The sequence below is a fragment of the Paenarthrobacter sp. NPDC056912 genome (assembly GCF_042786555.1).
Lineage (GTDB): Bacteria > Actinomycetota > Actinomycetes > Actinomycetales > Micrococcaceae > Arthrobacter.
In genome coordinates this window covers 1-25,138 of sequence record NZ_JBHUCD010000012.1, presented here as the reverse complement: position 1 = coordinate 25,138, position 25,138 = coordinate 1, and the positions used below count along the sequence as shown (strand labels likewise).

19 protein-coding genes are annotated in these 25,138 nt (G+C 61.3%); 6 read left to right on the top strand and 13 right to left on the bottom strand.

The features are described 5' to 3' along the window. Positions 1 to 1,079: 1,079 nt before the first annotated feature. A complete protein-coding gene (locus tag ACFRJ9_RS14035) occupies positions 1,080 to 1,751 on the top strand; it encodes a LysE family translocator (RefSeq protein WP_377668938.1) in 672 nt (223 codons plus the stop codon). Positions 1,752 to 1,832: 81 nt separating this feature from the next. On the opposite strand, the gene ACFRJ9_RS14030 is transcribed toward ACFRJ9_RS14035, so the two are convergent. After that, on the bottom strand, positions 1,833 to 2,174 hold the full coding sequence (locus tag ACFRJ9_RS14030; protein WP_377669257.1) for a MaoC/PaaZ C-terminal domain-containing protein: 342 nt from the start codon (positions 2,172 to 2,174) through the stop codon (positions 1,833 to 1,835). 558 nt (positions 2,175 to 2,732) lie between these two features. On the opposite strand from ACFRJ9_RS14030, the gene ppsA reads away from it, so the two are divergent. Together ppsA and ACFRJ9_RS14020 are read left to right on the top strand one after the other, a co-directional pair. Continuing rightward, a complete protein-coding gene (ppsA, locus tag ACFRJ9_RS14025) occupies positions 2,733 to 5,135 on the top strand; it encodes a phosphoenolpyruvate synthase (RefSeq protein WP_377668936.1) in 2,403 nt (800 codons plus the stop codon). Beyond that, positions 5,136 to 5,984 (top strand): pyruvate, water dikinase regulatory protein, encoded by an 849-nt coding sequence (locus tag ACFRJ9_RS14020; RefSeq protein WP_377668934.1) that lies wholly within the window; start codon positions 5,136 to 5,138, stop codon positions 5,982 to 5,984. A gap of 136 nt (positions 5,985 to 6,120) precedes the next feature. Here ACFRJ9_RS14020 and ACFRJ9_RS14015 read toward each other — a convergent pair whose 3' ends face one another. Next, the gene (locus tag ACFRJ9_RS14015) at positions 6,121 to 8,031 is read right to left on the bottom strand and encodes a carboxypeptidase regulatory-like domain-containing protein (protein ID WP_377668932.1); all 1,911 of its coding nucleotides are present in this window, start codon (positions 8,029 to 8,031) and stop codon (positions 6,121 to 6,123) included. Between the two features lie 331 nt (positions 8,032 to 8,362). Here ACFRJ9_RS14015 and ACFRJ9_RS14010 point away from each other — a divergent pair, with 331 nt between their 5' ends. After that, on the top strand, positions 8,363 to 9,919 hold the full coding sequence (locus ACFRJ9_RS14010) for a CoA-acylating methylmalonate-semialdehyde dehydrogenase (protein WP_377668930.1): 1,557 nt from the start codon (positions 8,363 to 8,365) through the stop codon (positions 9,917 to 9,919). Positions 9,920 to 10,042: 123 nt separating this feature from the next. Here ACFRJ9_RS14010 and ACFRJ9_RS14005 read toward each other — a convergent pair whose 3' ends face one another. After that, positions 10,043 to 11,572: a PucR family transcriptional regulator gene (locus tag ACFRJ9_RS14005; RefSeq protein ID WP_377669254.1), complete on the bottom strand. Its 1,530-nt coding sequence runs from the start codon at positions 11,570 to 11,572 to the stop codon at positions 10,043 to 10,045. Between the two features lie 127 nt (positions 11,573 to 11,699). Here ACFRJ9_RS14005 and ACFRJ9_RS14000 point away from each other — a divergent pair, with 127 nt between their 5' ends. Both ACFRJ9_RS14000 and ACFRJ9_RS13995 read left to right on the top strand, forming a co-directional pair. Continuing rightward, positions 11,700 to 13,028: an aspartate aminotransferase family protein gene (locus ACFRJ9_RS14000; RefSeq protein ID WP_377668928.1), complete on the top strand. Its 1,329-nt coding sequence runs from the start codon at positions 11,700 to 11,702 to the stop codon at positions 13,026 to 13,028. 382 nt (positions 13,029 to 13,410) lie between these two features. Further along, complete coding sequence (locus ACFRJ9_RS13995; protein ID WP_377668926.1) at positions 13,411 to 13,692, top strand: hypothetical protein; 282 nt, start codon at positions 13,411 to 13,413, stop codon at positions 13,690 to 13,692. Between the two features lie 37 nt (positions 13,693 to 13,729). Here ACFRJ9_RS13995 and ACFRJ9_RS13990 read toward each other — a convergent pair whose 3' ends face one another. The 10 genes from ACFRJ9_RS13990 to ACFRJ9_RS13945 all read right to left on the bottom strand — a co-directional run bounded on the left by ACFRJ9_RS13990 (position 13,730) and on the right by ACFRJ9_RS13945 (position 24,780). Beyond that, a complete protein-coding gene (locus ACFRJ9_RS13990; RefSeq protein WP_377668924.1) occupies positions 13,730 to 14,920 on the bottom strand; it encodes a MalY/PatB family protein in 1,191 nt (396 codons plus the stop codon). Positions 14,921 to 15,277: 357 nt separating this feature from the next. Continuing rightward, positions 15,278 to 16,933, bottom strand: a complete 1,656-nt coding sequence (locus tag ACFRJ9_RS13985) for a dipeptide ABC transporter ATP-binding protein (RefSeq protein ID WP_377668921.1) — start codon at positions 16,931 to 16,933, stop codon at positions 15,278 to 15,280. Further along, a complete protein-coding gene (locus tag ACFRJ9_RS13980; protein ID WP_377668918.1) occupies positions 16,926 to 17,450 on the bottom strand; it encodes a GbsR/MarR family transcriptional regulator in 525 nt (174 codons plus the stop codon). The genes ACFRJ9_RS13985 and ACFRJ9_RS13980 overlap by 8 nt, the downstream gene beginning before the upstream one ends. Positions 17,451 to 17,536: 86 nt before the next feature. Continuing rightward, positions 17,537 to 18,427: an ABC transporter permease gene (locus tag ACFRJ9_RS13975; protein WP_377668916.1), complete on the bottom strand. Its 891-nt coding sequence runs from the start codon at positions 18,425 to 18,427 to the stop codon at positions 17,537 to 17,539. Then, the gene (locus tag ACFRJ9_RS13970; protein ID WP_377668914.1) at positions 18,424 to 19,353 is read right to left on the bottom strand and encodes an ABC transporter permease; all 930 of its coding nucleotides are present in this window, start codon (positions 19,351 to 19,353) and stop codon (positions 18,424 to 18,426) included. The genes ACFRJ9_RS13975 and ACFRJ9_RS13970 overlap by 4 nt, the downstream gene beginning before the upstream one ends. Next, positions 19,350 to 20,762 carry a M14 family zinc carboxypeptidase gene (locus ACFRJ9_RS13965; RefSeq protein ID WP_377668912.1) on the bottom strand — a complete coding sequence of 471 codons (1,413 nt, stop codon included), beginning with the start codon at positions 20,760 to 20,762 and terminating at the stop codon, positions 19,350 to 19,352. The genes ACFRJ9_RS13970 and ACFRJ9_RS13965 overlap by 4 nt, the downstream gene beginning before the upstream one ends. After that, positions 20,759 to 22,348 (bottom strand): ABC transporter substrate-binding protein, encoded by a 1,590-nt coding sequence (locus ACFRJ9_RS13960; protein WP_377668910.1) that lies wholly within the window; start codon positions 22,346 to 22,348, stop codon positions 20,759 to 20,761. Before ACFRJ9_RS13960 ends, ACFRJ9_RS13965 begins: the two co-directional genes overlap by 4 nt. 393 nt (positions 22,349 to 22,741) lie before the next feature. Further along, entirely contained in the window at positions 22,742 to 23,509 is a 768-nt protein-coding gene (locus ACFRJ9_RS13955; RefSeq protein WP_377668907.1) for an SCO1664 family protein, read from the bottom strand. Continuing rightward, entirely contained in the window at positions 23,509 to 24,063 is a 555-nt protein-coding gene (locus ACFRJ9_RS13950) for a DUF3090 domain-containing protein (protein WP_377668904.1), read from the bottom strand. The genes ACFRJ9_RS13955 and ACFRJ9_RS13950 overlap by 1 nt, the downstream gene beginning before the upstream one ends. Positions 24,064 to 24,087: 24 nt before the next feature. After that, a complete protein-coding gene (locus tag ACFRJ9_RS13945; RefSeq protein WP_377668902.1) occupies positions 24,088 to 24,780 on the bottom strand; it encodes a histidine phosphatase family protein in 693 nt (230 codons plus the stop codon). Between the last annotated feature and the right edge of the window lie 358 nt (positions 24,781 to 25,138).

Here is a 25,138-nt window from a genome sequence, read left to right as displayed (position 1 = left end):
GCGAGCATCTGGCCTCACAAGCAGCGGTTTAGGCCGAATCCAGCTCGTTGCCGCCCGCGTGTGACAGTTAGCGTTCCCATCTTTCTAGCGTGATACCCGGGGCAACGGCGCTGTTCAACCGCACTTCATAGCGGCCCGGCGCCTGCCGGGTCACGGAGATGCCGACTCGTTCGGCCATAGCGGCGGGCCTCAAGAGATTCACCGCTTCATCCAGGGCGGCGTCCAATTCGCTTCGGCTATGAACGGCTACGGTGAGACAGCGGTTTGCTGGGTACATGCGGATGAATCCTTGCTGTGAGGGCCGTGATCGGCGCGGTGGACACCCCGGATGCTCCTGGCGCGCCGGGGGAAAGCGGCGGGACTCAGGCACGAGTCAACCGGTGTAGAAATTCAGGCAACCGGTGGGCGGCAGTTAGGGAACCAGGCTCCCAGCGGAGCAAGGCGCTGGATTTCGAATCGTTGCAGAACGGCGGCGGTTTGCTTCCGACAACCCGATGATGGTCGCTTCAACATCTTCCAGGGTCCGCTGAATCCACCTAAGGGCGGCCCAGTCATCACAGGTGTGGGCCGAGCCGCCCGATGAGTCATCCAAAAGCGCAACCCCGCGGCTGATTCTGTTGGAGAGTTCCAGGATGAGCGGCGAAACCTTCGTGAGGGGCTCGTGGCGTGGCGAGTGCGCGAAAAATTCCATTCCAACGCCGCAGTCGGTAGCTGTGACCGTGAGGGTTCGGTCCGAGCAAGTGGTGATCATCGTCTATCCTTCAGGTCGGTTAGGAGTCATAGTCCTGCCGGAATTGCCATTGCTTCGTCGGAAGGAGAGTTCGGCGTAGATTCCAGGCGCAAGGCTTTGCGTGGCGTAGCGTCGACACACCGGGCGTCGGTGAAGTAGAGGGCGACGAAGGTGCGACCTTGAATCTCCTGTCTTTCCAGGCTGCATAAGCGACGACTGACCGTCGGCCGCGAGGATCGACCCGAGGTCGTCAGTAATGGATCTTCCAAGGGCCAGGACTGCTCTCGGGCTGCAATCTGGCAGTGGTTTGAATCACTCAACAACAAATCGTAAGTTGAGATTTGATCAAATGTCAAAAAGTGTCACCCTATGGCAAGATCTGGGCATGATTACCCTTACTCAAGCTGGCGCAGCAGCTCTTGCCTGCGTGATTTTGATTGCAGTGCCGGGTCCGAGCGTGATGTTTGTTATTGGACGGGCTCTGAGCTACGGCAGGGCTAACGCGCTGGCAAGCGTCGTTGGCAACGCCACTGGTTGCTACCTGGCCGGGATTGCTATCGTCTTCGGCCTCGGTCCCCTTATGGAACGCTCCGAGCTCTTGTTCCAGATGGTCAAATGGGCGGGCGTTGCGTACCTGCTTTGGCTCGGAATCCAAGCTTTCCGGCACGCTGGCCCTGTTTCAGCACCCCAAGTCGACCTTCGACGGGAATCTTCGTGGGAGGCAATCCGCACCGGCACGAACGTCGGAGTCACGAATCCCAAAAGCTTCGTTCTCTTCACGGCGCTGATTCCACAGTTCATCAACCCCGCAGTCGGCGACACGTCGTCACAGATCCTCCTGCTTGGCGTGATCCCTCTGCTCATCGGCCTGCTCACTGACAGCGTATGGGCGATGGTCGCAGGGCGCGCTCAACGCTGGTTAGCGAAAACACCTGGAAGAATGACTGCCGTGGGACGTGCCGGGGGACTGTCAATGATTGGCGTCGGACTATCAGCTGCCGTTGCCGGTAACAGCCATTGATATGCATTCCCCGCGGCGACGTTTGATTTAACTGCAGCGTCTGTCGGGGAACCCGTGCTGTTTCCGGGCCGAACTTGAAGACTAGACGCTTCCGGGGCGCGCGCGCAGCAGGGCAACGGTTTGCATTGTCAACACGAGCGTTCCGTCATCCCGAAAGACTTCGACATCCACATGCAGTGTGCCGCGATCCGGCCGAGTCTTGGACCGTCTGGATTCCACCACGGTGAACCGAGCGGACAACGTATCACCCGGTCGGACTGGACTAAGCCAGCGCAGTTTGTCTGCTCCTAGTCCACCCAGGCTCGCATGCTGATTCCAGAACGACGAAACAAATATTCGCATCATCAGCGACACTGTGTGCCAGCCGGAAGCAATTAGCCCATCAAAAGGACCTCCGTCTGCCGAAATCGGGTCGACGTGGATCTATTGCGGATCGAAACGCCGAGCGAAATCGATTACTTCCTGCTCCTCGACGTACTCGCTACCACAGCAACTAACAAGGCCCACGGGATAGTCCTCGAAGTATCTGTCTTCTAAGGGAACCGTGAATCCTTCTTCGTGACTGAGCATACGTCGAGGCTATCAATTGCCGAATGAGGTGCTTGTGGAGCGTTCTGAGTCACGTCTTGCGGCGCCGCGTTGTAAAGTGGCCTGGCTGGCCCTAGGCGTAACACAGCCTGGCAAACAGCCCTTGCGGCGGTGGAGTTTGGGCGGTGAGCTGGTGAGCGCTGTTGGTCTTCGCGACCGAGTACGTTGTGTGCCAACACTGGTTGCCGTATTTTCTCGGTGCTGGTGGGCGGTTTGGAAAGTGTCCCGTCTTTTTATTGGCCTAACCGGTGATCCGCTGGATGACTCTTCATTACTTCAAAAGGATGTTCTGTAGATCACATCTGTTTGCATCCCGGGAGTTATGCCCTAGATCCTTGCATGATCTATTTTTTTAGCGCTTGTCGGCGCGTGCCCAATGGAGGAGCACCACCTATGACTAACGTTTTATGGTTTTCAGAGCTTGGCCTGTCCGATCTTGATCAGGTTGGGGGCAAGAACGCATCACTCGGGGAAATGGTCCGAAGTCTGGCCTCGGCCGGCGTTAAGGTTCCGGACGGTTTTGCGACCACGGCCGATGCCTACCGGCGGTTCTTGAACGAGTCCGGTCTTGATACAAGAATCGCGACCGTCTTGGAAGGCCTGGATAGTAGCGATGTGGCCGCTTTGGCCCGGGTTGGCCAGCAGATCCGGGATTTGATTCATGAGACGGCATTCCCGACCGGTTTCGAAGAAGAAATCCGGGCGGCGTACAGCCATTTGGTCGCAAGCCATGACGGTGATGTCTCGTGGGCTGTGCGTTCCAGTGCCACAGCTGAGGATCTGCCCGATGCTTCGTTCGCCGGCCAACAAGAGACCTTCCTGAACATCCGGGGCATCGAAAACATCCTCTTGGCCATCAAGGATGTTTTTGCATCGCTCTACAATGATCGGGCGATCGCATACCGTGTCCATCACGGATTCACCCACTCGGAGGTGGCACTTTCGGCCGGCGTCCAGCGAATGGTTCGCTCCGACATCGGCGCCTCCGGGGTGATGTTCACGATGGATACCGAGTCCGGCTTCAGCGATGCCGTGTTCATCACTTCCTCCTACGGACTTGGCGAAGCAGTGGTCCAGGGAGCGGTGAATCCGGATGAGTTCTATGTGCACAAGCCAGCGCTGAGGGCCGGGCGGCCTGCGATTCTGAAGCGTGGCCTTGGTGAGAAGGCTGTGCAGATGATCTACACGGACTCCAGTGAAGTCGGACGGACTGTGGACTTCGTCTTGGTCCCGCAGGACTCAAGGAACCAATTCAGTTTGGCCGACAGCGAGATTGAAGAACTCGCTAGACATGCGCTGACCATTGAAGCGCATTACGGGCGTCCGATGGATATTGAGTGGGGCAAGGACGGTGTGGACGGGGAACTGTACATCTTGCAGGCGCGCCCTGAGACCGTAGAGTCCCGGAAAGCGTCCGGCACTGTCTCCCGGTACAGCCTCGCCGAGCGCTCAACTGTTTTGGTGGAGGGCCGCGCCATCGGCCAGCGGATCGGCGCCGGGCAGGTCCGGGTCCTGTCATCGATTGATCAGATGGCGTCCTTCCAGGAGGGCGATGTTTTGGTTGCGAACATGACGGACCCGGACTGGGAACCGATCATGAAGAAAGCTGCTGCGATCGTAACTGACCGTGGCGGGCGGACCTGTCATGCAGCGATCATCGCCCGAGAACTGGGTATCCCCGCCGTCGTCGGAACCGGGTACGCTTCCCAGATCCTGAAAGACGGCACTCCGGTGACGGTGTCCTGCGCTGAAGGCGAAGCAGGCCTCGTTTACGAGGGTTTGTTGGAGTACACGCTGCAGGAGACCAGGCTCGACACCATGCCGGCGGCCCCGGTGAAAATCATGATGAACGTGGGCACCCCGGAGCAGGCGTTCAGCTTTTCCCGAATTCCGAATCACGGCGTCGGTTTGGCGCGTCTCGAGTTCATCATCAACCGCCAGATCGGAATCCACCCCAATGCCTTGCTGGCCGTGGCCGGGGAGATTGACCGCCCGGATACGTTGGATGACTTCACAGTGCGGCAGATTCTGGAGAAGACAGCAGCGTATGACGGACCAAGGGACTACTACATCAGGCGCCTGGCTGAGGGTATTTCGACGATCGCTGCGGCGTTCGCGCCGGAGCCGGTGATCATTCGGTTGTCGGACTTCAAGTCCAACGAGTACGCCAATCTCGTGGGCGGTCCGGCGTTCGAACCGGAAGAGGAAAACCCGATGATCGGGTATCGGGGCGCGTCCCGGTACCTCTCCAAATCGTTCCGGCAGGCGTTCGAGCTCGAATGCGAAGCCTTGACGTATGTCCGCAACGAGATGGGCCTGGCAAACATCAAGCTCATGGTCCCCTTCGTGCGGACCCTCGACGAGGCTCGGGGCGTCACCGAACTGCTCGCCGCGAACGGGCTTCGCCGCGGCGAGAACGGTTTGGAGATCGTGATGATGTGTGAACTTCCGGCCAATGCACTGCTCGCAGACGAGTTCCTGGAGTACTTCGACGGGTTCTCCATAGGCTCCAACGACCTGACCCAGCTCACCCTGGGACTGGATCGTGATTCCGCGCTTGTGGCCGAAGGCTTCGACGAACGGAACCCGGCGCTGATCAAGCTTTTGGAAATGGCCATCGCCGCGTGCCGGGCCAAGGGCCGTTACGTCGGGATCTGCGGCCAGGGCCCCAGCGATCACCCGGACTTCGCTGAATGGCTCCTGGCGCAGGGGATCAGCTCCATCTCGCTGAACCCTGACGTGGTGACCGAGACTTGGCTGCGCTTAGCGCGCACCAACAGCGGCGCAAAGGCATAAATGACGGACCCGCACAAGAGCGCCGTGGGGGCGGCCACCCAGCCTGCCCCCATGGTGTTCTTCCTTTCTGACAGCACAGGAATCACAGCCGAAACCCTCGGCAACACCTTGCTTACCCAATTCCCGACCCAGGGCCTGGATCGACGGACCATCCCGTTCATCACCACTGAGGAACAGGCTCACGAGGTGGTTGCGGTCATTGACCGGGTTGCGGCGTCCGGACGGCGGCCGCTGGTCTTTTCCACGGCGGTCAGTCCGGAAGTCCGCGCTGTCCTTGCTCAAAGCGCCGGCCACTTTTTCGACCTGTTCGGTGCCCATATCGGACAACTTGAGCAAGCCTTGGGTTCCTCGGCCAATGGCCTGCCGGGCCAGGCGCACGGCGTCGGTGACGCGGCGCGCTACCAGTCGCGCATGGCGGCGGTCGAGTATGCGATAGAGCACGACGACGGCCAATCCCTCCGCGCGCTCGAACGTGCCGAACTGATCCTGATCGCCCCGTCGCGATGTGGAAAGACACCCACCACGATGTACCTGGCGCTCCAGCACGGCATCCTTGCCGCCAATTTTCCTTTGGTGGAAGAGGACTTCGGCAGCATGTCATTGCCGGAACCCTTGTTGCCCTTCGCTAGTAAGTGCTTCGGGCTCTCTTCGCTGCCGGTCAGGCTCTCCCAGATCCGTCAGGAGCGCCGCCCTGGCAGTAAGTATGCATCGCTGTCTCAGTGCACGTACGAACTACGCAACGCCGAGGACATGTACAGAGTCAACAACGTGCCGCACGTCAACTCCGCTTTCATGTCCGTAGAGGAAATATCGGCGACTGTGCTCCAACGGATGCACTTGCACCATTAAATCGATCCTGGCGCCGTCCGGATTGAGGAAAGACCGTTTACATTGACGGCCGTGCTGCCCCCGGCCCCAACCTGAGTCCAGGCAGGGGGCGGGGTTTCCAACCATGGCTGTTCCGTGGTCCTACCGTGTTGGCAGATCAGCCGATCAGTGCGGTTGCCGCAGAGTAGCGGGCCAAGGTGGTGTAGGCAGTTTTGGTGCCAGTCACGCGTACTTTGATGGCGCTTCCCTTGTCCGCAGCGACCAGTTTGTACGTCTGGGCGGTGGCGCCGGAAATGGCGGTGCTTCCGCGGAACCACTGATAGGCCAGTGTCACCGGAGCCGGACCCCACGCACCCGGAACAGCAGTCAACACCGAACCGACCTTCGCCGTTCCGGACACCGTGGGAACGGGTGAGCTCAAGGCAGCTGTGGCGACAGTGACCGAGGCTTGGCCGTAGTAGGGCTGGAGCGGCCAATCGTGGACGCTGAGCCGGGCAGTGACCTTCTTGCCGGCGTCGGAGGCCTGCAGGAGGAACGTTCGCCCATTCGACCTGTAGTCCGGAACGCCGTTGACGAACCAGTCGTAGTAGGGGCCGAAATCAGGGGCGGGGTTCAAGGTGCCGTGGTCCACGGTCAGGGTGTTCCCGGCGCTCGGCGTGCCCAGAATAGTGAAGGGCTTGGACGCCGTGACAGCGTCGGCGCCCGATTTACCGGCGTGCACCGTGTCGTAGTGCGGCGCATACCCGGCCTTGGTCCCCGAAACTTTTGCCCAGATGTCATACCCGGCATCAGCTGCGGTGGGCACGTAGGTAGTGGCGGTGGCGCCTGCGATGTCCTGCAGTTCGGTGCCGTCCTTGGAACGCTGCCACTGGTAGGCAAGGGCCACCGGAGCGGGCCCCCAGGCGCCGGGGTCAACGGTGAGTGTTTGCCCTGCCTGTGCCGAGCCGTAGACATAGGGCTTGCCGGGCGCCAACGAGAGGCCCGCCTCGTCCAGCTGCATGGTGAACTTCACGCGCTGGCCTGGGGCGGTTGCCGTCAGGACAGTGGCAGTGTCCTTGGTGGGAGTGTTGTTGTAGCACTCTGGCTTGTAGCGTTTATCGCGGGGCGCGCCTTCGTAGACAGTGTCCGAAACGCAGAGCTTGTACTTCTTTCCCACTGCCATGCGCCAGTAGATCTTGCCTTGCGCATCAGAAGTGAGTGGGCCCATTTGAGGGCCGTCCCAGGCTCCCGTTGCGTCGTTGTAGACCCACGGGATGTATCCGACGTCGGCGATCGGCGCGCCAGCCGGGTCGGTCACCGTCGCCTCCAGGAGGGTTTCATCTTTGAGGACGAAGTTCACGTTGGTCCAGGTGACTCCGGACGGGACCGTGGCCGCAGTGTAGGAGTCCACGGTAGCGGTGCCGTTCCAATACTGCTCCAGGTAGAGGTGCTGGCCCGACTCGTCCCTGACGCTGATGTACGCCTGGTTGGGTGGGATCTTGCTGAGGGTGAAATAGCCGTTGGCATCGGGCTTGGTGCTGCTTACTTGTCCGCCGCCGCTTGGCGAGGCTGAGACGGAGACTGCTGTCAGCGGCTGGCCGGCCTTATTGGTGACCCGGCCGCTCATGCTGGCGAAGGCTTCCAGCTGGGGGTTGTAGGTGGTGGTGGGGGCAGCATCGGTGACGGCAACCGGCGTCGAACCGTAGGAGCTGGACTTGTCCGCGTTCCACTCGCCGGCATAGGTAGCGGAGCAGGGTCCGCTGCTGCAGGTGGTCCAGAGTTTGTAACTACCGGCTGCCGGCACGGTGAAACTGTAGGATCCATCGGCAGCAGACCACGCCCCCGCTACGTAGGATGCCTGGTCGTCATTGGTGTAGGCCCCCACCCAGACGTCGCCCAGGGCGGTGGCCGTCGCGGTGGCCGTCAGTTTTCCCTTGACCACTCCTTTGAAGGTGTAGGTTGCAGCCGAGGCAGGTGCAGCGCCGACGAAGAGGCCCGCGGAAACCAGGATGACGGCCGCCAGGATGGCCCACACCCCTTGCCACGTACTTTGAAGCGGATGGTCGGTGGCAGATCGCGGCAACGGCATGGGTAAGGTCCTTTTCCCCAAGAAAGTGACTGAAGGGACCGAGTGGTCCTCTGTCATCGTAGGCGTCGGCCGTCAGCTGGGCCATGGGGAGTTCTGCCCTGTCCAGCAAGGCAAGGAACCCACGACGGCGGCACTCGGCAGGGAGAGGCCGCTCAGGCGCCTGCGGGCAGCATGCTGACACCGGTCCGGATGCCAAGAGCAGCGTCGCTGCTGCCACGAGTCGCGGCTCGTTTACCCCCATGGTCATGAAAGGTGGCTATATACATTTGTCTGCTGATTGACGTCATTCTGGCTGTTTGTACTGATGATGGTTGTGCTGAGAATGCCTACGGTGGATCCAGATGCTTCATACATCGATCCCGTCTGCAGAAGAGAGAACGCAGTGTCTGAAATCAACCAACTCCAAGTGGTCCCGCACTGGATCGATGGCGCCGAGTCGCCGTCGGCCAGCGACCGTACCGCCCCGGTCTTCGATCCCGCCCTGGGCTGTGAGACCAAACTGGTCAACCTCGGCAATACCGAGGACATCGAGTCGGCTATCTCTTCCGCGAACAAGGCGTTCCCGGCCTGGCGCGACATGTCGATCACCAAGCGCCAGCAGATCATCTTCCGCTTCCGGGAGCTCCTGAACGAGCGCAAGGGCGAACTCGCCGAGATCATCACCTCCGAGCACGGCAAGGTGGTCTCCGATGCCCTCGGTGAAATCACCCGCGGCCAGGAAGTCGTGGAACTTGCCACCGGCTTCCCGCACCTGATCAAGGGCGAGCATTCAGAGAATGTCTCCACCGGCGTCGACGTCTACTCCACCAAGGCGCCGCTGGGCGTCGTGGGCATCATCAGCCCCTTCAACTTCCCTGCCATGGTGCCACTGTGGTTCCTGCCGATCGCCATCGCGGCCGGCAATACCGTGGTGTTGAAGCCGAGCGAAAAGGACCCGACGGCGGCCAACTGGCTCGCTGCCCTCTTCACCGAGGCGGGACTTCCGGACGGTGTTTTCAACGTCCTCCACGGTGACAAGGAAGCCGTGGACGGGCTCCTGGAACACCCCGACGTGAAGGCAATTTCCTTCGTCGGTTCCACCCCGATCGCCCAGTACATCTACGAGACCGCTGCCCGCAACGGCAAACGCGTCCAGGCCTTGGGCGGGGCGAAGAACCACATGCTGGTCCTTCCCGATGCCGACCTCGAGCTGACCGCCGACGCCGCCATCAACGCAGGATTCGGCTCAGCAGGCGAACGCTGCATGGCCATCAGTGTGGTGGTCGCCGTCGAACCCGTGGCCGATGCGCTAATCGAGAAGATCACCGCCCGCATGGCCACGCTGCGGATCGGCGACGGCCGCCGTAACTGCGATATGGGCCCGCTGGTCACCCGCCAGCACCGGGACAAGGTGGCCTCCTACATCGACGTCGCCATCGAGGACGGTGCCAAAGTTGTGGTCGATGGCCGCGGCATCGAAGTGGACGGCGACCAGAATGGTTTTTGGCTCGGCCCCACGCTGATCGACGACGTCCCCGTCACCTCGCGCGTCTACACCGAGGAGATCTTCGGCCCTGTCCTGGCCGTGGTCCGCGTCAAGAGTTACGAGGAGGGCCTGCACCTGATCAACTCCGGCGCCTTCGGCAACGGCACAGCGATTTTCACGAACGACGGCGGTGCGGCCCGCCGCTTCCAGACCGAAGTTGAAGTGGGGATGGTCGGCATCAACGTGCCTATTCCCGTACCGGTTGCCTACTACTCTTTCGGGGGTTTCAAAGACTCCATCTTTGGCAGCTCCAAGGCGTACGGCTTGCAAGGTTTCCAGTTCTTCACCCGGGAAAAGGCCATCACCTCACGTTGGCTCGACCCCAGCCACGGCGGCATCAACCTGGGCTTCCCTCAGAACTAGCGGGATGTGAGAGAGGCTCGGTGTTTGGGGGCCGGGATGTGAGAGAGGCTCGGTGTTTGGGGGCCGGGATGTGAGAGAGGCTCACGCCTGGCGGATGCTCTCTCACATCCCACCCGTTGTGTGCTAACGCTCATCCAAAAACTCGACGGCGGCGAATAGTTCCAGCCTGTCGCGCAGGCTGTCGAGGTTGAGTCCCAGGACGTTCCCGGCAGCATCGATCCTGTTCCGGAGAGTGTGCCGATGAATCCCCAACTCCTTCGCCGTTCGGTCCCAGACGCAGTTGTTTCGAAGCCACGCCGATACGGTGGGCAGCAACTGCGTCTGCTCGGACTCGTCGTGCTTGGCGAGGGGCGCTACGAGTCGTCGAGCGACGGACCCGGCCTCGTCCCGGCGCAGCAAGCCGAGCATGCCGGCTTGTGAGATCTCATCGAAGCCCACCAGGGGACGGGATAGCTCAACGGCCCGTTGTAGGGACCGTTCCCCTTCCTTCAGTCCCTGTGCCAGGTTGGCGAACGCCGTCTCACCCGACACCCCGGCGCTAGCCCCGTACCGTTCCAGGAGCGCGGTGACTTTGTCCTGCAGGGCCGATCCCGCCAGGACAACCACGTTCTGGTCCCGTTGGGCATAGAAGACCGCCCCGCGGTGATCGTCCGATAACAGTTCCAGCGCTTCCAGCAGGTTTTGTCCTTGACCAGAAGGAAGTGCCGCTGTGACCATGAGGGGCTCCGAGGGAAGTCTTCCCCACACTTGCCGGGCCGTCCGTTCTGCAACATCGGTGCTTCCCGCCAGCAACTGCTCGAAGACCCCGGCCCTGAGATGACGCCGCGCCGTGTCCAGAGTGCGGGTTTGCTCCAAAGCCAGGCTGGCCAACGCGATCACACTGTTGATGATGTCCGTCCTGGCAGGATCCAGCGGTTCGATGGCGCCGAGCGCAAGAACACCCCGCAGGTAGTGGCGGCGCCCCAGCGTCTGCAAGGTGACCTGTTCGCCGTCGACCGTCAGTTGCGAAACGGACCGCGAGCCTTGATCCAACGCCTTGGTGACCGCCTCCTTCACGCCCGGCATCAACGCCGAAGGAACCGGACGGTTATTGGGCATCAGGATGTGGTTCCCGGCGGCATCAAACAGGGCCACCCAGCCATGGAGCTGGCGTTCAAGTTCAGCCAGAATCGATCGGAGCCCGTCAGGCCGGAGGGCGGCTCTGGCGATGGCCCGCTGCGCCTGCAACGACCATTCAGACCGCGCATGCTGTTCCCGGGCGAGCCAGTCGGCCACGAAGCGGATGATCGCAATGAACGGAGTCCGGTCAGGCACCTCCAACAACGGCAACCCGTGCTGACGGCACGCGTCCTCCAAGCCCTGCGGCAGGACTCCATGGATGACCTGGGTGGCAAAACCGAGGCCGCAGATTCTATGGCTGACCAGCCGCTCCACATAGTCGCTGTAGAGCGAAGCAGGAGCGTCGCCGACGGGAAATTGCGTCCCGTCGGTCAGCAGGAGCTGCCCGGGATCGAGGAACGGAGTGGGGTCGTCCAGATCTGAGCTGTGGACCCAGGAAACAGGGGCTTCCAAGGCAGGATCTGCGGCATCCGGAGTGACCAGCCGCAGGTTTAACGAACCGTTGTGGCGGATGGTGTTGATAGTAGGCGGCACACTCAAGCCCTTCCTGGAAAAACGTAGTCTTGCGATCAACTAACTATACAAATGTCGAGAGACGTCACCGTGTCTTGAAGCACATCATGAAGGGGACTCCCACCAGCTTTTTCGAGAGGACCTCCATATGTCTCCCACCCGGACCGCCTTGGTCGCCCCACTGACCAACTCCGATGTTGCCGCGCTGGACACGGCCAACGTCTTCCATTCCTGGTCTGCGCAGAAGACCCTGAACCCGCTGGCAATCGCCGGCGGGTCCGGCAGCACCGTCTGGGATCACGAGGGCAGGACGTACTTGGACTTCTCCAGCCAACTGGTCAACACCAATATCGGCCACCAGCATCCACGCCTGATCGAGGCCATCAAGCAGCAGCTGGACACCCTCACCACGGTTGCTCCCTCGCATGCCAACCACACCCGCGCCCTCGCAGCAGAAAAGATCCTGGCCCATGCCCCGTTGAACATGGACAAGGTCTTCTTCACCAACGGTGGCGCGGACGCCAACGAGAACGCCATCCGCATGGCCCGCCTCCACACCGGCCGGGACAAGGTCATTTCCCGCTACCGTTCGTACCACGGCAATACGGGCGCTGCGATCGTGGCTACCGGAGATTGGCGCCGCATCCCCAACGAATACTCCCGCGGACACATCCACGTCTTCGGGCCGTACCTTTACCGCTCTGAGTTCTGGGCTGAAACCCCGGAACAGGAAGCAGAGCGCGCCTTGCAGCACCTGCGCCGAACTATCGAACTCGAAGGCCCGCAATCCGTCGCCGCGGTGCTCCTCGAAACCGTTCCCGGCACCGCCGGCGTCCTGCTCCCACCGCCCGGATACCTGGAAGGCGTCCGCGCCCTCTGCGACCAGCATGGAATCGTCCTGATCCTCGACGAAGTCATGGCCGGCTTTGGACGCACCGGGGACTGGCTCGCCCTGGACGCCTTCAATGTCCGGCCAGATCTCATCACCTTCGCCAAGGGCGTGAACTCCGGCTACGTTCCGGTGGGCGGCGTCATCATCTCCGAAGAAATCTCAGCGGCCTTCGACGACCGCGTCTTCCCCGGAGGCCTCACCTACTCCGGCCACCCCCTGGCCGCAGCCTCGATCATTGCCTCCATCGAAGCCTTTCAAGAAGAGGACGTTGTAGGAAACGCCGCTCGGATCGGCCGCGATCACCTCGATCCCGGCCTGGCAGCTTTGGCTGCCCGCCATGAGGTGGTCGGTGAAGTCCGTGGGCGAGGTGTGTTCTGGGCGATGGAACTCGTGGAGGACCGGCAGACCCGCAAACCAGTCACTGCAGCGTTCATGGGCAAGCTCAAAGCGGAACTGCTCCACCGCGGACTGTTGCCCTTCATCGCGGACAACCGCGTGCACGTGGTGCCTCCCGCCGTCGTGACCCCCGAAGAAGTACGCCAGGCACTGGCGATTTACGACGACGCCCTGACCGCCGTGAGCTAACAGCAAACGCAGGCGTGACCAGGGCGGGCTCCATAGCCCGGCCCCCGTCACGTTTCGTTTGGTCCTGGCCCAGCGAGTAAACGCGACCATTCTGGATGCCGTCAACAGACTTCGCGTAGGCCTGTCCCGCCTGGTCCGAGGAAATCTTCTCGAACCCAAGTAAGTACTCGTGGTAGACGGTGGCCTCTTCAAGGACCGGGAGCTCACGGCGTTGATACGGATGCCGCGGGGATGGTCCCCAACAGCGCCAAGTTAACCCGTCCCAGGACCTTGTCAGCCGGGCCGGCCGCAAGGTCGCCGCCCGTCAGCTCCGCCAACGGCCTGAAAGGCGCGACGCCGGCGCGGGACGCCGGATTCGAATATGTGTTCTAATCTTGTTCATATGAGACCGAAGCAAGACTCCACCGCTTTCGCCCGAATGATGGCCCAGATAGACGCCGACAACAGCCACCCCAGACCTGACGACGGCAAGATCACCGAACTCGAGCCTGATAGACAACCACTGGTTCGCGTAGGGGAGATCTATGGGCGGGCGATCAAATTCACGAGGACCTTTGGGCTGGTCGAGTGGGTGGATGACCGGCGGGTCTATCACGTTGAGTGGTTCCCGGCCGGGCAGGTCAGGCGCGTTGACCGGGAGTCTTGGAGGGGGCGGCCCCTTTAGGGGAGTCCGGTCTTGGTGGGTCGCCCTGGCGCGGACTCTAGCGGCTGACCGCCTCGATCCTGTCACGAGCGGCAAGCGAGGCGCCCATACGCTCTAACATCTTCGTCAGGATTGGACGAGGTGTCGCGAAATTCAAGCGGACGAAGCCCTTGCCGGCTTCGCCGCAGGCCGAACCGTCGATGAGTTGAACTCCTGCGTGTTCGCTGAAGAATTCTCCTGGGGCCTCATCCATTTCCAGGGCACGACAGTCGAGCAGCGCCAAGTATGTGCCTTGCGGGATGCTGTAGCAGACACCGGGGAGGTGTTCGGTCACCAGTTCGGCGAGCAGCCGCCGGTTGCCGTCCAAGTAATTCAAGACGTCCGCGAGCCACTCACTCCCGGTCGCATAGGCGGCAGTGTTGGCCACAACGCCAAGGTTGCACGTACCGTGTTCCGGAAAGAATCGCAGGTCCATCCACTTGGCTGCATCGGCGTCATTGGAGATGATGAGCTGGGCGGCCTTCAGGCCCGCCAGGTTCCACGCCTTGGAACCGGATGTGGCCGTGATGGTGTGCCCGGAAGCTACCGGAGAAATCGAAGCGTATGGAACGTGCCGGTTGTCCCCGTAGACCAACGGTGCATGAATCTCATCCGAAAACACGCGCCCGTTGTGGCTGTCGACGATCTTGGCAACTTTTAGCATTTCTTGGCGGGTGTACACCTTGCCGATCGGGTTGTGCGGATTGCACATGATCAGCAAACCGCCCCCGCCGGCAAAGGCTTCGTCCAAGCCCTCGTAGTCCAGGTCCCAACCGTCTGGTGTCTGCTTCATGGCGACCTCGATGATCTCTCGTCCGCACAGGCGCGGAATCTTGAGGAACGGCGTGTAGGCCGGTGTTAGGACAATGACCTTGCTTCCGGCGGGGGAAAAGTGTTGGATCGTCGCAGTCAAAGCGGTCAGCACATCGGCCAGGGGCCGAATCCGTTCCATAGGCACCTTCCAGCCGTACCGACTTTCCTGCCACGTGCTGCAAGCCCGGGACATGGCCTCACCCAGATGCTGTGGAAGGTAACCAAAGAGGCCTTGTTCCACGGCGGAATTGACAGCTTCGGTAATCGACGGAGCAACGCCGAAGTCCATTTCGGCCACAAACGCCCCGATCTTCTCCGGGTACAGCGACCACTTAAAGCCGCCGACTCCACGCAATTGCTCGATGCTGATCTCGTCAAAATCGTGGACAGTTGTCACGATGTGTCTCCTCAATGTCAAAGACCGCAGTGCCGCTGCACAGGGGCAGGGGCGCCGGTTACTCATCGGCCGCAAAGGGGCTGATTTCGCCGTCGTCACCGACGGCGCGGATTTCGTTCAAATAGTTGTAGATGCTGAATCGGGTGCGATTAAGGGACAGATCGAGCATTTGTACGGCGCCTGTATCGCTGCACCCGCGCCCCTGGGGACCTTACTGTTCAACCACGGGAACACCAGCTGTTCGGTGCAGGTGAACCCCCGTGCGGGTGCGCAGAGCTGGTGAAAAGACAGTCCTAGACAGTGTTGACCCGGTTCAGCAGCGGCGGCTAGCTCAGGGCCGTCCTGACCGGAAGAAGGTTAGCTGGCTCGCGCTTCCCGGCGGGCGCGCTGGATGAGGGGGTCCGGGACGGGCGCCGCGTTCAGCAGTTGCCGGGTGTAGTCACTGCTCGGCGAACCGAACACTTGGTCCCGCGAACCCTGTTCAACGACGCGGCCCTTATGCATGACGGCGACACGGTCACTGAGGGAATCGACTACGGCCAGATCGTGGCTAATGAACAGGCACGCAAAGCCCAGTTGTTCCTGGAGTTCCCGAAAAACGTCAAGGACGCGAGCCTGGACTGAAACATCCAGGGCACTTGTCGGTTCGTCGGCGATGAGGACATCGGGCCTAAGGGCAACCGCACGCGCGATCGCGACCCTCTGCCGTTGGCCACCTGAAAGCTCATGCGGATACCGCTCACCCCAACCGCCACCCAGTCCGACGTCGGCTAGCAACTGGTCAACTACGTCGTAGAGTCCTCGGCCCCGCATCCCGCGATGGATTCTTAGGGGTTCGGCTACTGCGTTCCTGACCGTGAATCTTGGGTTCAGTGATGTTGCTGGATTCTGGAACACGACGCCGATGCGTTCACGGAGGCTGCGCAGTTCCCTGTGCCGTGACTCAACGAAGGATTGCCCCAGGATGCGGACGGTGCCGCTGGTTACCGGGGCAAGGCCAATGGTCGCCAGGGCTGTTGTGCTCTTTCCCGAGCCTGATTCGCCGACGATGGCGAGGATCTCTCCAGCTTTGATGGAGAGGTTCACGCCGTCCACCGCCTTGAAGCGCAGGCCGCGGCGGTGGTACTCGACCACAAGGTTTTCGACTTCCAGGACCGGGGGCTGGGCGTCTGTGCCTCTCTCCTTCGAGGCGGTGTCTTCCGCGGTGGTGACTGAGGGTCGTTTGCCGATTTGGGGGACGGCTTGCAGGAGTTCGCGCGTGTAGTCGTTGGTGGGGTTGTGGAACAAGTGGTCCACGGCTGCTGTTTCCATGACCGTGCCCCGCCTCAATACGATGACGCGGTCTGCGATGTCGGCAACGACGCCCATGTCGTGGGTGATCAGCAGGATGCTGCTGCGTAGCCGGCTGCGCATGCGGCGGAGGACGTCCAGTATTTCGGCTTGCACGGTGACGTCCAGTGCGGTGGTCGGTTCGTCGGCGATCAGTAGGTCCGGGTCACCGGCCAATGCCATCGCGATGACGACGCGCTGGCATTGGCCTCCGGATAGCTGGTGTGGGTAGCTGGTCATCTTGTTGGCCGGGTCTGGGATTTCCACGAGGGCCAGTAGCTCCAGGATGCGTTGGTGTACTTCGGCCCGGCTGAGCCCGGGCGTGTGGGAGCGGATGGACTCGGCCAGCTGGAATCCGATGGTGAACAAGGGATTCAAGGCCGCCGCAGGGTCTTGGAAGATCATCGCTACCGATGAACCCAGGCGGCGTTTGCGCTCGGTATCACTGAGGCCAAGCATCTCGATGCCCCGCAGCGAGGCGGACCCGGTGATGGTGGCGTTGCGGGGGAGAAGGCCCAGCAGGGACATGGCCGTTACGCTCTTGCCGGATCCAGATTCCCCTACAACGGCTAGCACTTCGTTGACGGCGATGTCGAAGGAAATACCGGGGACAACGGTTTGGGGGGTTCCGTCCACGTCGAAGGTCACCGAGAGTTCTTGGACGTTGAGAAGCGTTTCACTCATCGCTGATTCCTTGTTCTTTTTTGTAGGTTTCCCATTCGTCCATCCATCGGCGCTGGGTTTCTGCAAGCCACACCATGTGGGCGTGGCCCAGCGTGAGTCGTTGCCGCGTCTCAGCATTTGCCGGACCGAGGGCCATGCCGCGGTCCATCAGGGCCTGCATGCGCCCGAAGTAGGCGAGGGAGTGATCAAGGGTTCCACCCCACGGATCTATCTCGAGGCGGAAGTAATGACTGCGGTCTCCTGCGACGATGTGGCGTCGGATATATCCAACATCGAGCATCCGCCGCGTAGCCAGGGACACGGAGCTGGGGCTGGCTCCAAGAACGGCAGCGAGTTTAGCTGAGGAGATGTAGGGCTCGTCCATGATGAGCAGATAGCCGACGACCCGCCCGTCCATGGGCGGAAATCCACGGCTTTCCCACAGGAGCCCGAATTCCTCAGCGAAAGCCCGTCGCTGCCGTTCGGCCTCGCCACTGTCAACGGGTGTGGTGTTTTCGGTCTCTGTGTCCTGCGTCATTAGTGTGCCTGGATCCCTTCGATTCTCAGCGTGGCTGTCCAGTCGTAGCCTATTGGATGAGGTGAAAATAGGCGGAAGTTGATGGGTCATCGTTGCCTCCTCGGGTCCAGGGCCGATCGGAGCGTGTCTCCGAGCACGATGATGCTGGTGATGGTGGCGACGAGGAACAGGGCGGGGAAGGCCAGCATGTGCGGGCTCCTGATGAAATGGGACGAGCCGTTGGCCAATTGCAATCCCCAGGAAATAGTTGGGGGTTCCAGTCCTATCCCGAGGTAGGTCAGGGAGCTTTCGGCGATGATCACCGAGCCCACAGAAATCGCTGCGATCACCAGCACCGGAGCAATGGCGTTTGGAAGGACGTACCGAAGCAGGATCCGGTAAGTCGGGACGCCCATGGTCAGCCCGGCCCGGACAAAGTCGGCGCCGCGCACCGCCCGGGTCGACGTTCGCATTAGCCGGGCCTGAAGGGGCCAGCTGAAGAGGGCGAGCACAAGTGAAACCGAAATGATGGTGCGCGATCCGATGGTGGTCAGCACGACGATGGCACCCAACAGGAAAGGGAAACCCAGGAAGACATCGGTCAGTCGGGAAAGGATCCAGTCAACCACACCACCTTTGTAGCCAGCGATGATTCCGACGGCGACCGCCACGGTGGTGGAAAACGCTGCCGTCAGCAGGCCAACCCCTAAAGAACTTTGGGTCCCGAAAATGACGTTTGCGTACACATCGCAGCCTTGGATGTCGAACCCAAAAGGGTGACCGGGAGCCGGGCCGTCGGCGCTGCTCTTCAAGTCGCAGACGCGTGGGTCACCATTTCCGAAAAGGCCAGCGAAGAGGGACGGGAACAGTGCGATCAAGGCCAAAATCACGATTATGGTGGCCGGAACGATGAAACCGATCCTCCGTACGGCTCCGCGCCAAGGTGTGCGGCGGCGGGTGTCCGGAAGAGTGATGGCAGGATCTCTTAACTGGGTCATCTGCGAATCCTTGGGTCGAGAAGGTAGTGCAGCGCGTCTACGACGAGGCTGGTGATCAGGAAGATCATGATGAGCGCAACTGAGACCCCGACAATGGTGGTGCCCTCGTGGGTGCGGATCGCGCTGAAGAGAAGGTTTCCTACACCAGGCAGGTTGAAGACGCCCTCGACAACGATGGTGCTTCCAAGCAGGGCCCCCAGATCGGTGGCGAGGTAGGTGACCGCGGGAACCATGGAGTTGCGCATGACGTGGACCCCGACGATCCTTCGCCGGCTCAGCCCTTTCACGCGCGCTGTCCGTACGTAGTCGGCCCGGAGATTGTCGATCACAGAATCCCGCATGAGTCGCGAGATGGCGGCCAGGCCGAAGACGGCCAGGACAAGTGCCGGTAGCAAGTAGGCCGTTGGCCAGCCTGCCTCGGTTCCGGCCACAGGGAAGATCTCCAGGCGGGCACCTAGAACCAGTTGGGCAGTGGCCGCCAGCACGAATACGGGGACCGCTCCAAAGATGATGGTTGACCACAGGACCGCTTTGTCGATCGCTGTGCCCGCTTTGACGGCGGCAAGCACACCAAGGAAGATTCCGACCATCAGCTCTATGGCCCAGGCTGTGAGCGCCAGGGCGATGGTGACTGGCCACCGGGCAGCCATCTGATCGCTGACCGAACGGCCGCGGAAATCGAGCCCGAAGTCACCGCGGAACAATCCCAAAATGTAGTCCAGATACTGATTCCACAGTGGTGCGTTCAGGTTGTACTTTTCCCGCAGCGCTTCCACGACGTTAGGGGGAAGCGGCCTGTCGCCACCGAGTGCACGGATTGGGTCACCGGGCAACGCGAAGACGAGCAGGTAGATGGCAAGGGTGACGCCGAGAAAGACGAACAAGAGGCCTGCGAACCGTGCGCCGAACCCCGCTATGAGTCTCATTGTTCACTGTTCCTCAGGACGAGGGCCGCCGCGAGAGTAGCGGCGTACTGGACGCCGGCCAGCGTTTGAATGGCCACGGTTTGCGCGTTGTCCGCCCTTGTTGCCATGTTCTCCCATCTCTCATACGTGGTGCTGGCCACGGCCAGAACCTTGTGCACCTGGGGGTGGGCCAGACCTGACTCTGTCTCGGCCTTGAGTCCGCGCAGTAGCATGCCCCCATACCGAAGCCGGAAACAATGAATCACGTCCTCCCGGCCAAAGCGCTCAGCCACGGTTGCCGGCCGAGCCGATGACTCACGATCAGCTCGCCTTACGTCTGCTCCGACGCTGGCCTCAAGCCTGGGCAGGAAATCCCTGACAGCTGTCAGGAACGGGGTCTGAAGCTTCAAATACGGTTCGGCGCCTTGCAGCAGCTCCTGTAGTGCAGAGTGCAGGTCTTCCGTTTCCCGGGCGGTGCGAATCAGGAGCTGCCGGTAGGTTTCATCGATCGGTGACTGGTCATCGGCATCCGGGTGGATCCAATAGGGAAGCTCCGCGATGAGGGAAAGCGTCTCATGGCGTGTGGCGTATTCCCCGGAGCTTGTACCGGAAACAGCGGAGACGGGATCAACCCCAAGGTCAGCGTAGAACTCATAGGCTTCCGCGACTGTGCCCATCCCAAAGATCGCGGGTGCGTATTCTTCGATGTGCGGGGACTCTGGCTCGCCGACGTCCAAGGGCAAACCCATATGCGCCGGGATGGCATGGAGGGCGACATGGAGTTCGTCGACGGGGCGCGAAAGGTAGTAGTACACCCCGCCCATCTCCCCGTTGTGAAGGGCCACATAGAGGTCCGGCTTCACATGGTCGATTGCCCGCATCAACGCTTGGCTCTCGGGAGTGACTTTGTCGAAGTAGGCCTCTTTGTAGTCGGTCGGAAATGACCACTCGACCTGTTCGTCCCGTGCGGGACGGTAGAAATTCCGGCCGTAGTAGCACCGGTCGTTAGGGCGGGCAAACCAGTTTTCGTTCAACCGGGCCCCGTCGGGGTCAATGCAGGGGACGATATGCCATTGTGCGTCCAGACCATTGACGAAGGTATCCCCATCGACCAAGGCCTGGGCGAGGTGCAGGGCCATGATCGCGCCTATGGGTTCGTTGGGGTGCACTCCGGCGACGATCAGATGATTCTTGGTTCCGGCGCCGAAGGAATACAGGGGAATCGGCTCGCCCAAGCGGCTGGTTCCTATGCGGCGGCGGTGGACCAGCTCCGGTCGTTCTGTCGCGAACGTATCAAAACGCCGAATCAGTTCATCAACAGCCGGGAAAGCATCCGCAGCGGGTACGGACTCGGCCTTCTGGAGGACCTCGTTCAACCACACGGGGCTTGCGGCTACAGCCACGGGAACATCGTGTTGCTTGAGGCTCATTTCTTCACCACGCCGATCTTTGAAAGCAGCACATTGCCCGACACGGAAGGAAGGTTAGTGATTTTCGTGGACGTTGCGTAAACAAAGGGGCTGGAGAAGGTCGGGACTGTCGGGAAGTCGTCAAGGATGACTCCCTGTGCCACCGCGTACTTCTGGTTCGCTTCTTCGAAGGAGCCTGCGGCATCACCCTCGCTGAGGAGCTCGTCGACCTTGGGGTTGCTGTAGAAACCGGCAGCGGCAGTGACCTTGCCGCCTGAGGTGAAAACATTCCTCAGGGTGTTCTGTTGGCTTGGGTACAGGGCACCCCAGTGACCGCGGAAGGGGCCGGTAACAGTGCGATTGTCCAAGGCGTCGAAGAACTCGGCCCAGTCCGTGCTCGGAGCGGCGACTACTTCCTTGATACCGAGATTTTGACGGATCTGGTTGGCGTAAACCTCGAACAGAGAATCGAATCCGTTGCCCCCGGGGTACAGGATCATCATGGTTCCTTCAAAGCCGCCGGCGTCGGCCAGGAGCTTGCGGGCCGCCTCTGGGTCGAACTTACAATACTGCCCACAGGCATCGGCTGGTGTTCCTGCCATGCTGGGTGCAGTCAGGGCGGTTGCAGGCTTATACAGGCCACCGAAAATGGCGTCGTTTACTGCCTCACGGTCGATTGACATTGAGATCGCCTGGCGGACACGTATGTCAGCGAACCTTGGATCGTCAGCCGGGAACCCGAGCCAATCCACAGCTGGCGCTTCGAGGGGATGGACCCGGCCGCCGAAGTCGTCCCGGACACTGGTCAGTTTGTTGTCCGGTACGGACACGAGGTCGACGTTGCCAGCGAGGGCGTCAGTGTAGGCGGTGCTCATGTCGTTATAGGAACGGAACGTCACACTATCGAGGGCAGGAAGTTCGCCTGCGTAGTCTTTGTTCGCAGTGACAGAGAATTCAGTGTTGTCCTGCCACGCTTCTTCCATCTTGAACGGACCATTGCCGATGGGCATCCGGTCATACGCGGCAAGGTCCTCATAGGCGGCTTCGGGCATGGGGTAGAAGGCTGTTTGAGCGTTGCTGAGCTGGAGAGGGAACTGCCTGTCGGGGGCTACGAGCTTCACGGTGAACGTAAGGTCGTCGATGACAGTAAGGCCGCTCATCGTTCTTGTCTGGGGGTCGCCTTGCTTCGGGTTCAGGTCGGAGTACCCGACAATCGCGGCGAGCTGTCCAGTGTTTCCCCAGGCATTGGGGCCGTACGCAGTGTAGTTCCAGGCATCCACATAACTTTTTGCGGTCACTGGTTCGCCGTTGTGGAACTTCCATCCACCCCGTAAGCGGATGGTCCATGTTGTTGCGTCCTCAGATGTGACTGACTCAGCCTGGACATAGTCGAGATCGCCATCTTCCTTGATGGAAACGAGCGGAGAGAAGACGCTCATGACCTGGTCGTAGGCCAGCGTCTGACGACCGGGAGTCAGGTGATCAGGCTCCCAGGTTGCGAAAACGATGTCATCGGCGACTTTGTTGTCGGGGCTTGCCGGGGTACACCCGGTGAGGAGAAGGGCCGCCACCGACACTGTGGCGGCCGTAAGGGTAATGCGCTGCAAGTGGTCCTCCTTCGGACTCGCGGCCTATGAGCGGGCCGCCTACAAGCATTCTAGTTATACGGATTGTCCCGTGCATAGTGTTCATCCAGTTTTTATTAAAAGTTCGAAAAGTTGGTGATTGAACTATTTTGAGGATGCTTGCTTGGGTGGGTGTCGTTGTGATTGGTGATCTGTGCGCTGAGGTAGGGGCTGCAGTGCAACTTTGGGCCGGGACTGCGGCACGAACGAACCTTCGGAACAGAGGCCTGCCCGACGGCGCGTGGCCCCCAGGAATCGCATGGCCTCCAGGATTATGGTCAGCGGAGCTCGCGCTCAGCCATGCTGAGTCCGTCGCTACGTTAGGAGCCGGGCCACTAATGTGACATAGCCTGCGAAGCCCGAAGCCGTCGTTCCTTAGAACAGCGGCCAAGGCACCGCGGACATCTCGCCGCTCGGAGCCGGAAATCGCCCTGTCAAGCGCAACCGGGCGCAGCGCGCGGCGAGCGAATCGATTTCTTCGGTGCTGAGTAAGTCCGCCAGGTCTCGGCCCAGTCCACCGTGCAGTCCTTCGCTGACACGATCGATACCGTCCAGTTCCTCGGAGGTCAGAGGATCTCCCAGCCATCCCCATAGCACCGTGCGCAGCTTGTGGTCACTGTGAAAGGTGAGCCCATGGTCCACGCCGTGCCGGTGTCCGTCCGTCATGGCGAGAATGTGGTTGCCTTTGCGGTCAGCGTTGTTGACGACGATGTCGAACACAGCCATGCGTCTGAGCGCTGGCGAGTCTTCGTGAACCAGGGTGACCATCCGTCCGTTCTCATCCTGTCCCTCGAGAACGTGTTTCCAGCCCGTCTCCGGCGCCTGGTCGGACGCTACCAAGTCCACTGCGCTGAGGGCGGGGTCTTGCTCCTGCCATAGCTGGACCATTCCTTCGCCCATCGGACCATCGCGCAGCCAGGTGCGCGGCACGACGTCCCCGCCGTAGACCTGCGAGACCAGATAGGCGGCCACTTCCCGGTGAGCGAGGGTACCGTGGGGAAAATCCCACAGCGGACTTTCGCCTGCAATCGGCTTATAGACCACCGATACGTCGCCGATGTTGCCCAGAAATGTCGCGTTTGAGGCCGTCGTGATGCGGCCGGTGATTGTCAGTTCGGCGGTCACTAGGTCCGGCGCTGGCATTAGACCTCGGGAAGGGTGCAGATGTGCCCGTCGGCGTCTATGGGGTAACCGCAGAGCGGGCACGCAGGACGCCCGGCGCCCACGATCTCACGGGTGCGCTTGGCGAACGCGCGGGCAGTGCCGACCGGCATGCGCACCAGCATCATTTCGGGCGGAATAGCGCCGTTTTCGTCAAGCGGTTCGTCGTTGTCATCAGTATCGTCATCGGTGATGGGATAGGCCTCTATGACGACCTGGGCCGTGGTTGGATCCCAATCCAGGCTCATGGCGCCGGTGCGAAACTGCTCCTGAGGAGGCTCGAGCGGGTCATTGTCGACGAGTTCAATGGGAGTACTCGTGGGAACGCTGAAGGGGTTGCCCTCGATCGTGATGAGCTGGTCGAGAATTTCGTCGATCTTCTCCGCGAGCAGAGCCGACTGCTGCTTCTCGAGGGCAATACTCACGATCTGCCTCCCCGCGCGCACCTGCAGGTAAAAGGTGCGAGTTCCTGGGAGGCCAATGGTGCCAATGACGACCCGATCAGGCCAAGCAAACTCGTGCACGCGTGTAGGCATGTCAGTATTTTAGGCACATGAGGTTCATGGCGTCTTCTGCCCCGCACCGCCACCCACTGGCGCATCGCCGGGACGGACGCCGTTCGACAGCCACGACAGATCACCCGCTTCGGTGTTGGTCGCGTAGACGCTGGGCCGACTAACGCCGTAGTGGACGATTGACACGGAGGCGGGGCTGACGTTAATTCGCTGGAAGAGGTCAAGGTGCATACCGAGGGCGTCGGCGAGGATTGACTTGATGATGTCACCGTGACTCACGGCAACCCACACGGCCCCTGGCCCGTACTCGGCTTCGAAAGCTGCATCGTGGCGACGAATCGCTGCCACCGACCGAGCCTGCATCGCGGCCATGGATTCACCGCCGGGAAAGACGACGGCGGACGGTTGCGATTGCACCACGGGCCACAATTCCTCGGTCGCGAGCTCACTGAGCTTGCGGCCCTGCCAGTGGCCGTAGTCGCACTCGGTGAGATCGGGATCGATCGGCGCAGACGGCGTGCCGGCCTGGCGATCGAGGATGAGCTGGGCGGTCTGCTGGCAACGCTCAAGGGGGCTCGACACCACCCCGACCAAGGGCACGGCCGCGAGCCGGTCTCCGGTCAGGGCCGCTTGGGCTCGCCCGATTTGATCCAGGCTGATGCCGACGGCCCGGCCAGCCAGCAATCCAGTGGCATTGGCTGTGGTGCGGCCGTGCCGTACGAGAATAAGTGTCGCCATCCACTCAGCCTAACCACCCGCTCGTTACTGGCGCGCCCTCCGTTGGCCCATTCAGGGTCACAAGACCGCTGATGTCTTCGGCATCGTCTGTAAGCAAAAGCCAGACAAGGTGTTGCGTGGAACCCACCTAGCGGTCTCACCGTGCTTCACCCATCTGTGGGGCCGTGGCAGGCGCGAGGAGGTGCTATTGCTCGCCGGACTGCAAGCACCCAGGGAGAACATGAGCGAACCGGCGACTGCAAAGCCAAGGAAAGTCCTTATTGATGTACACAGGACCGGCGGGGGGGAGGGGCGAGGGGGGGGTGACGTCAACGGCGGGCCGGGGGTGTGTGTTTTTTTTGTGTGTAGGGGTGGGCGG

Bases quoted from the DNA above. Each gene is read 5' to 3' on its own strand.
- ACFRJ9_RS14035 (WP_377668938.1), top strand. From the start codon at position 1,080: ATGTCAAAAAGTGTCACCCTATGGCAAGATCTGGGCATGATTACCCTT.
- ppsA (WP_377668936.1), top strand. From the start codon at position 2,733: ATGACTAACGTTTTATGGTTTTCAGAGCTTGGCCTGTCCGATCTTGAT.
- ACFRJ9_RS14020 (WP_377668934.1), top strand. From the start codon at position 5,136: ATGACGGACCCGCACAAGAGCGCCGTGGGGGCGGCCACCCAGCCTGCC.
- ACFRJ9_RS14015 (WP_377668932.1), bottom strand. From the start codon at position 8,031: ATGCCGTTGCCGCGATCTGCCACCGACCATCCGCTTCAAAGTACGTGG.
- ACFRJ9_RS14000 (WP_377668928.1), top strand. From the start codon at position 11,700: ATGTCTCCCACCCGGACCGCCTTGGTCGCCCCACTGACCAACTCCGAT.
- ACFRJ9_RS13995 (WP_377668926.1), top strand. From the start codon at position 13,411: ATGAGACCGAAGCAAGACTCCACCGCTTTCGCCCGAATGATGGCCCAG.
- ACFRJ9_RS13985 (WP_377668921.1), bottom strand. From the start codon at position 16,933: ATGAGTGAAACGCTTCTCAACGTCCAAGAACTCTCGGTGACCTTCGAC.
- ACFRJ9_RS13980 (WP_377668918.1), bottom strand. From the start codon at position 17,450: ATGACGCAGGACACAGAGACCGAAAACACCACACCCGTTGACAGTGGC.
- ACFRJ9_RS13975 (WP_377668916.1), bottom strand. From the start codon at position 18,427: ATGACCCAGTTAAGAGATCCTGCCATCACTCTTCCGGACACCCGCCGC.
- ACFRJ9_RS13970 (WP_377668914.1), bottom strand. From the start codon at position 19,353: ATGAGACTCATAGCGGGGTTCGGCGCACGGTTCGCAGGCCTCTTGTTC.
- ACFRJ9_RS13965 (WP_377668912.1), bottom strand. From the start codon at position 20,762: ATGAGCCTCAAGCAACACGATGTTCCCGTGGCTGTAGCCGCAAGCCCC.
- ACFRJ9_RS13955 (WP_377668907.1), bottom strand. From the start codon at position 23,509: ATGCCAGCGCCGGACCTAGTGACCGCCGAACTGACAATCACCGGCCGC.
- ACFRJ9_RS13950 (WP_377668904.1), bottom strand. From the start codon at position 24,063: ATGCCTACACGCGTGCACGAGTTTGCTTGGCCTGATCGGGTCGTCATT.
- ACFRJ9_RS13945 (WP_377668902.1), bottom strand. From the start codon at position 24,780: ATGGCGACACTTATTCTCGTACGGCACGGCCGCACCACAGCCAATGCC.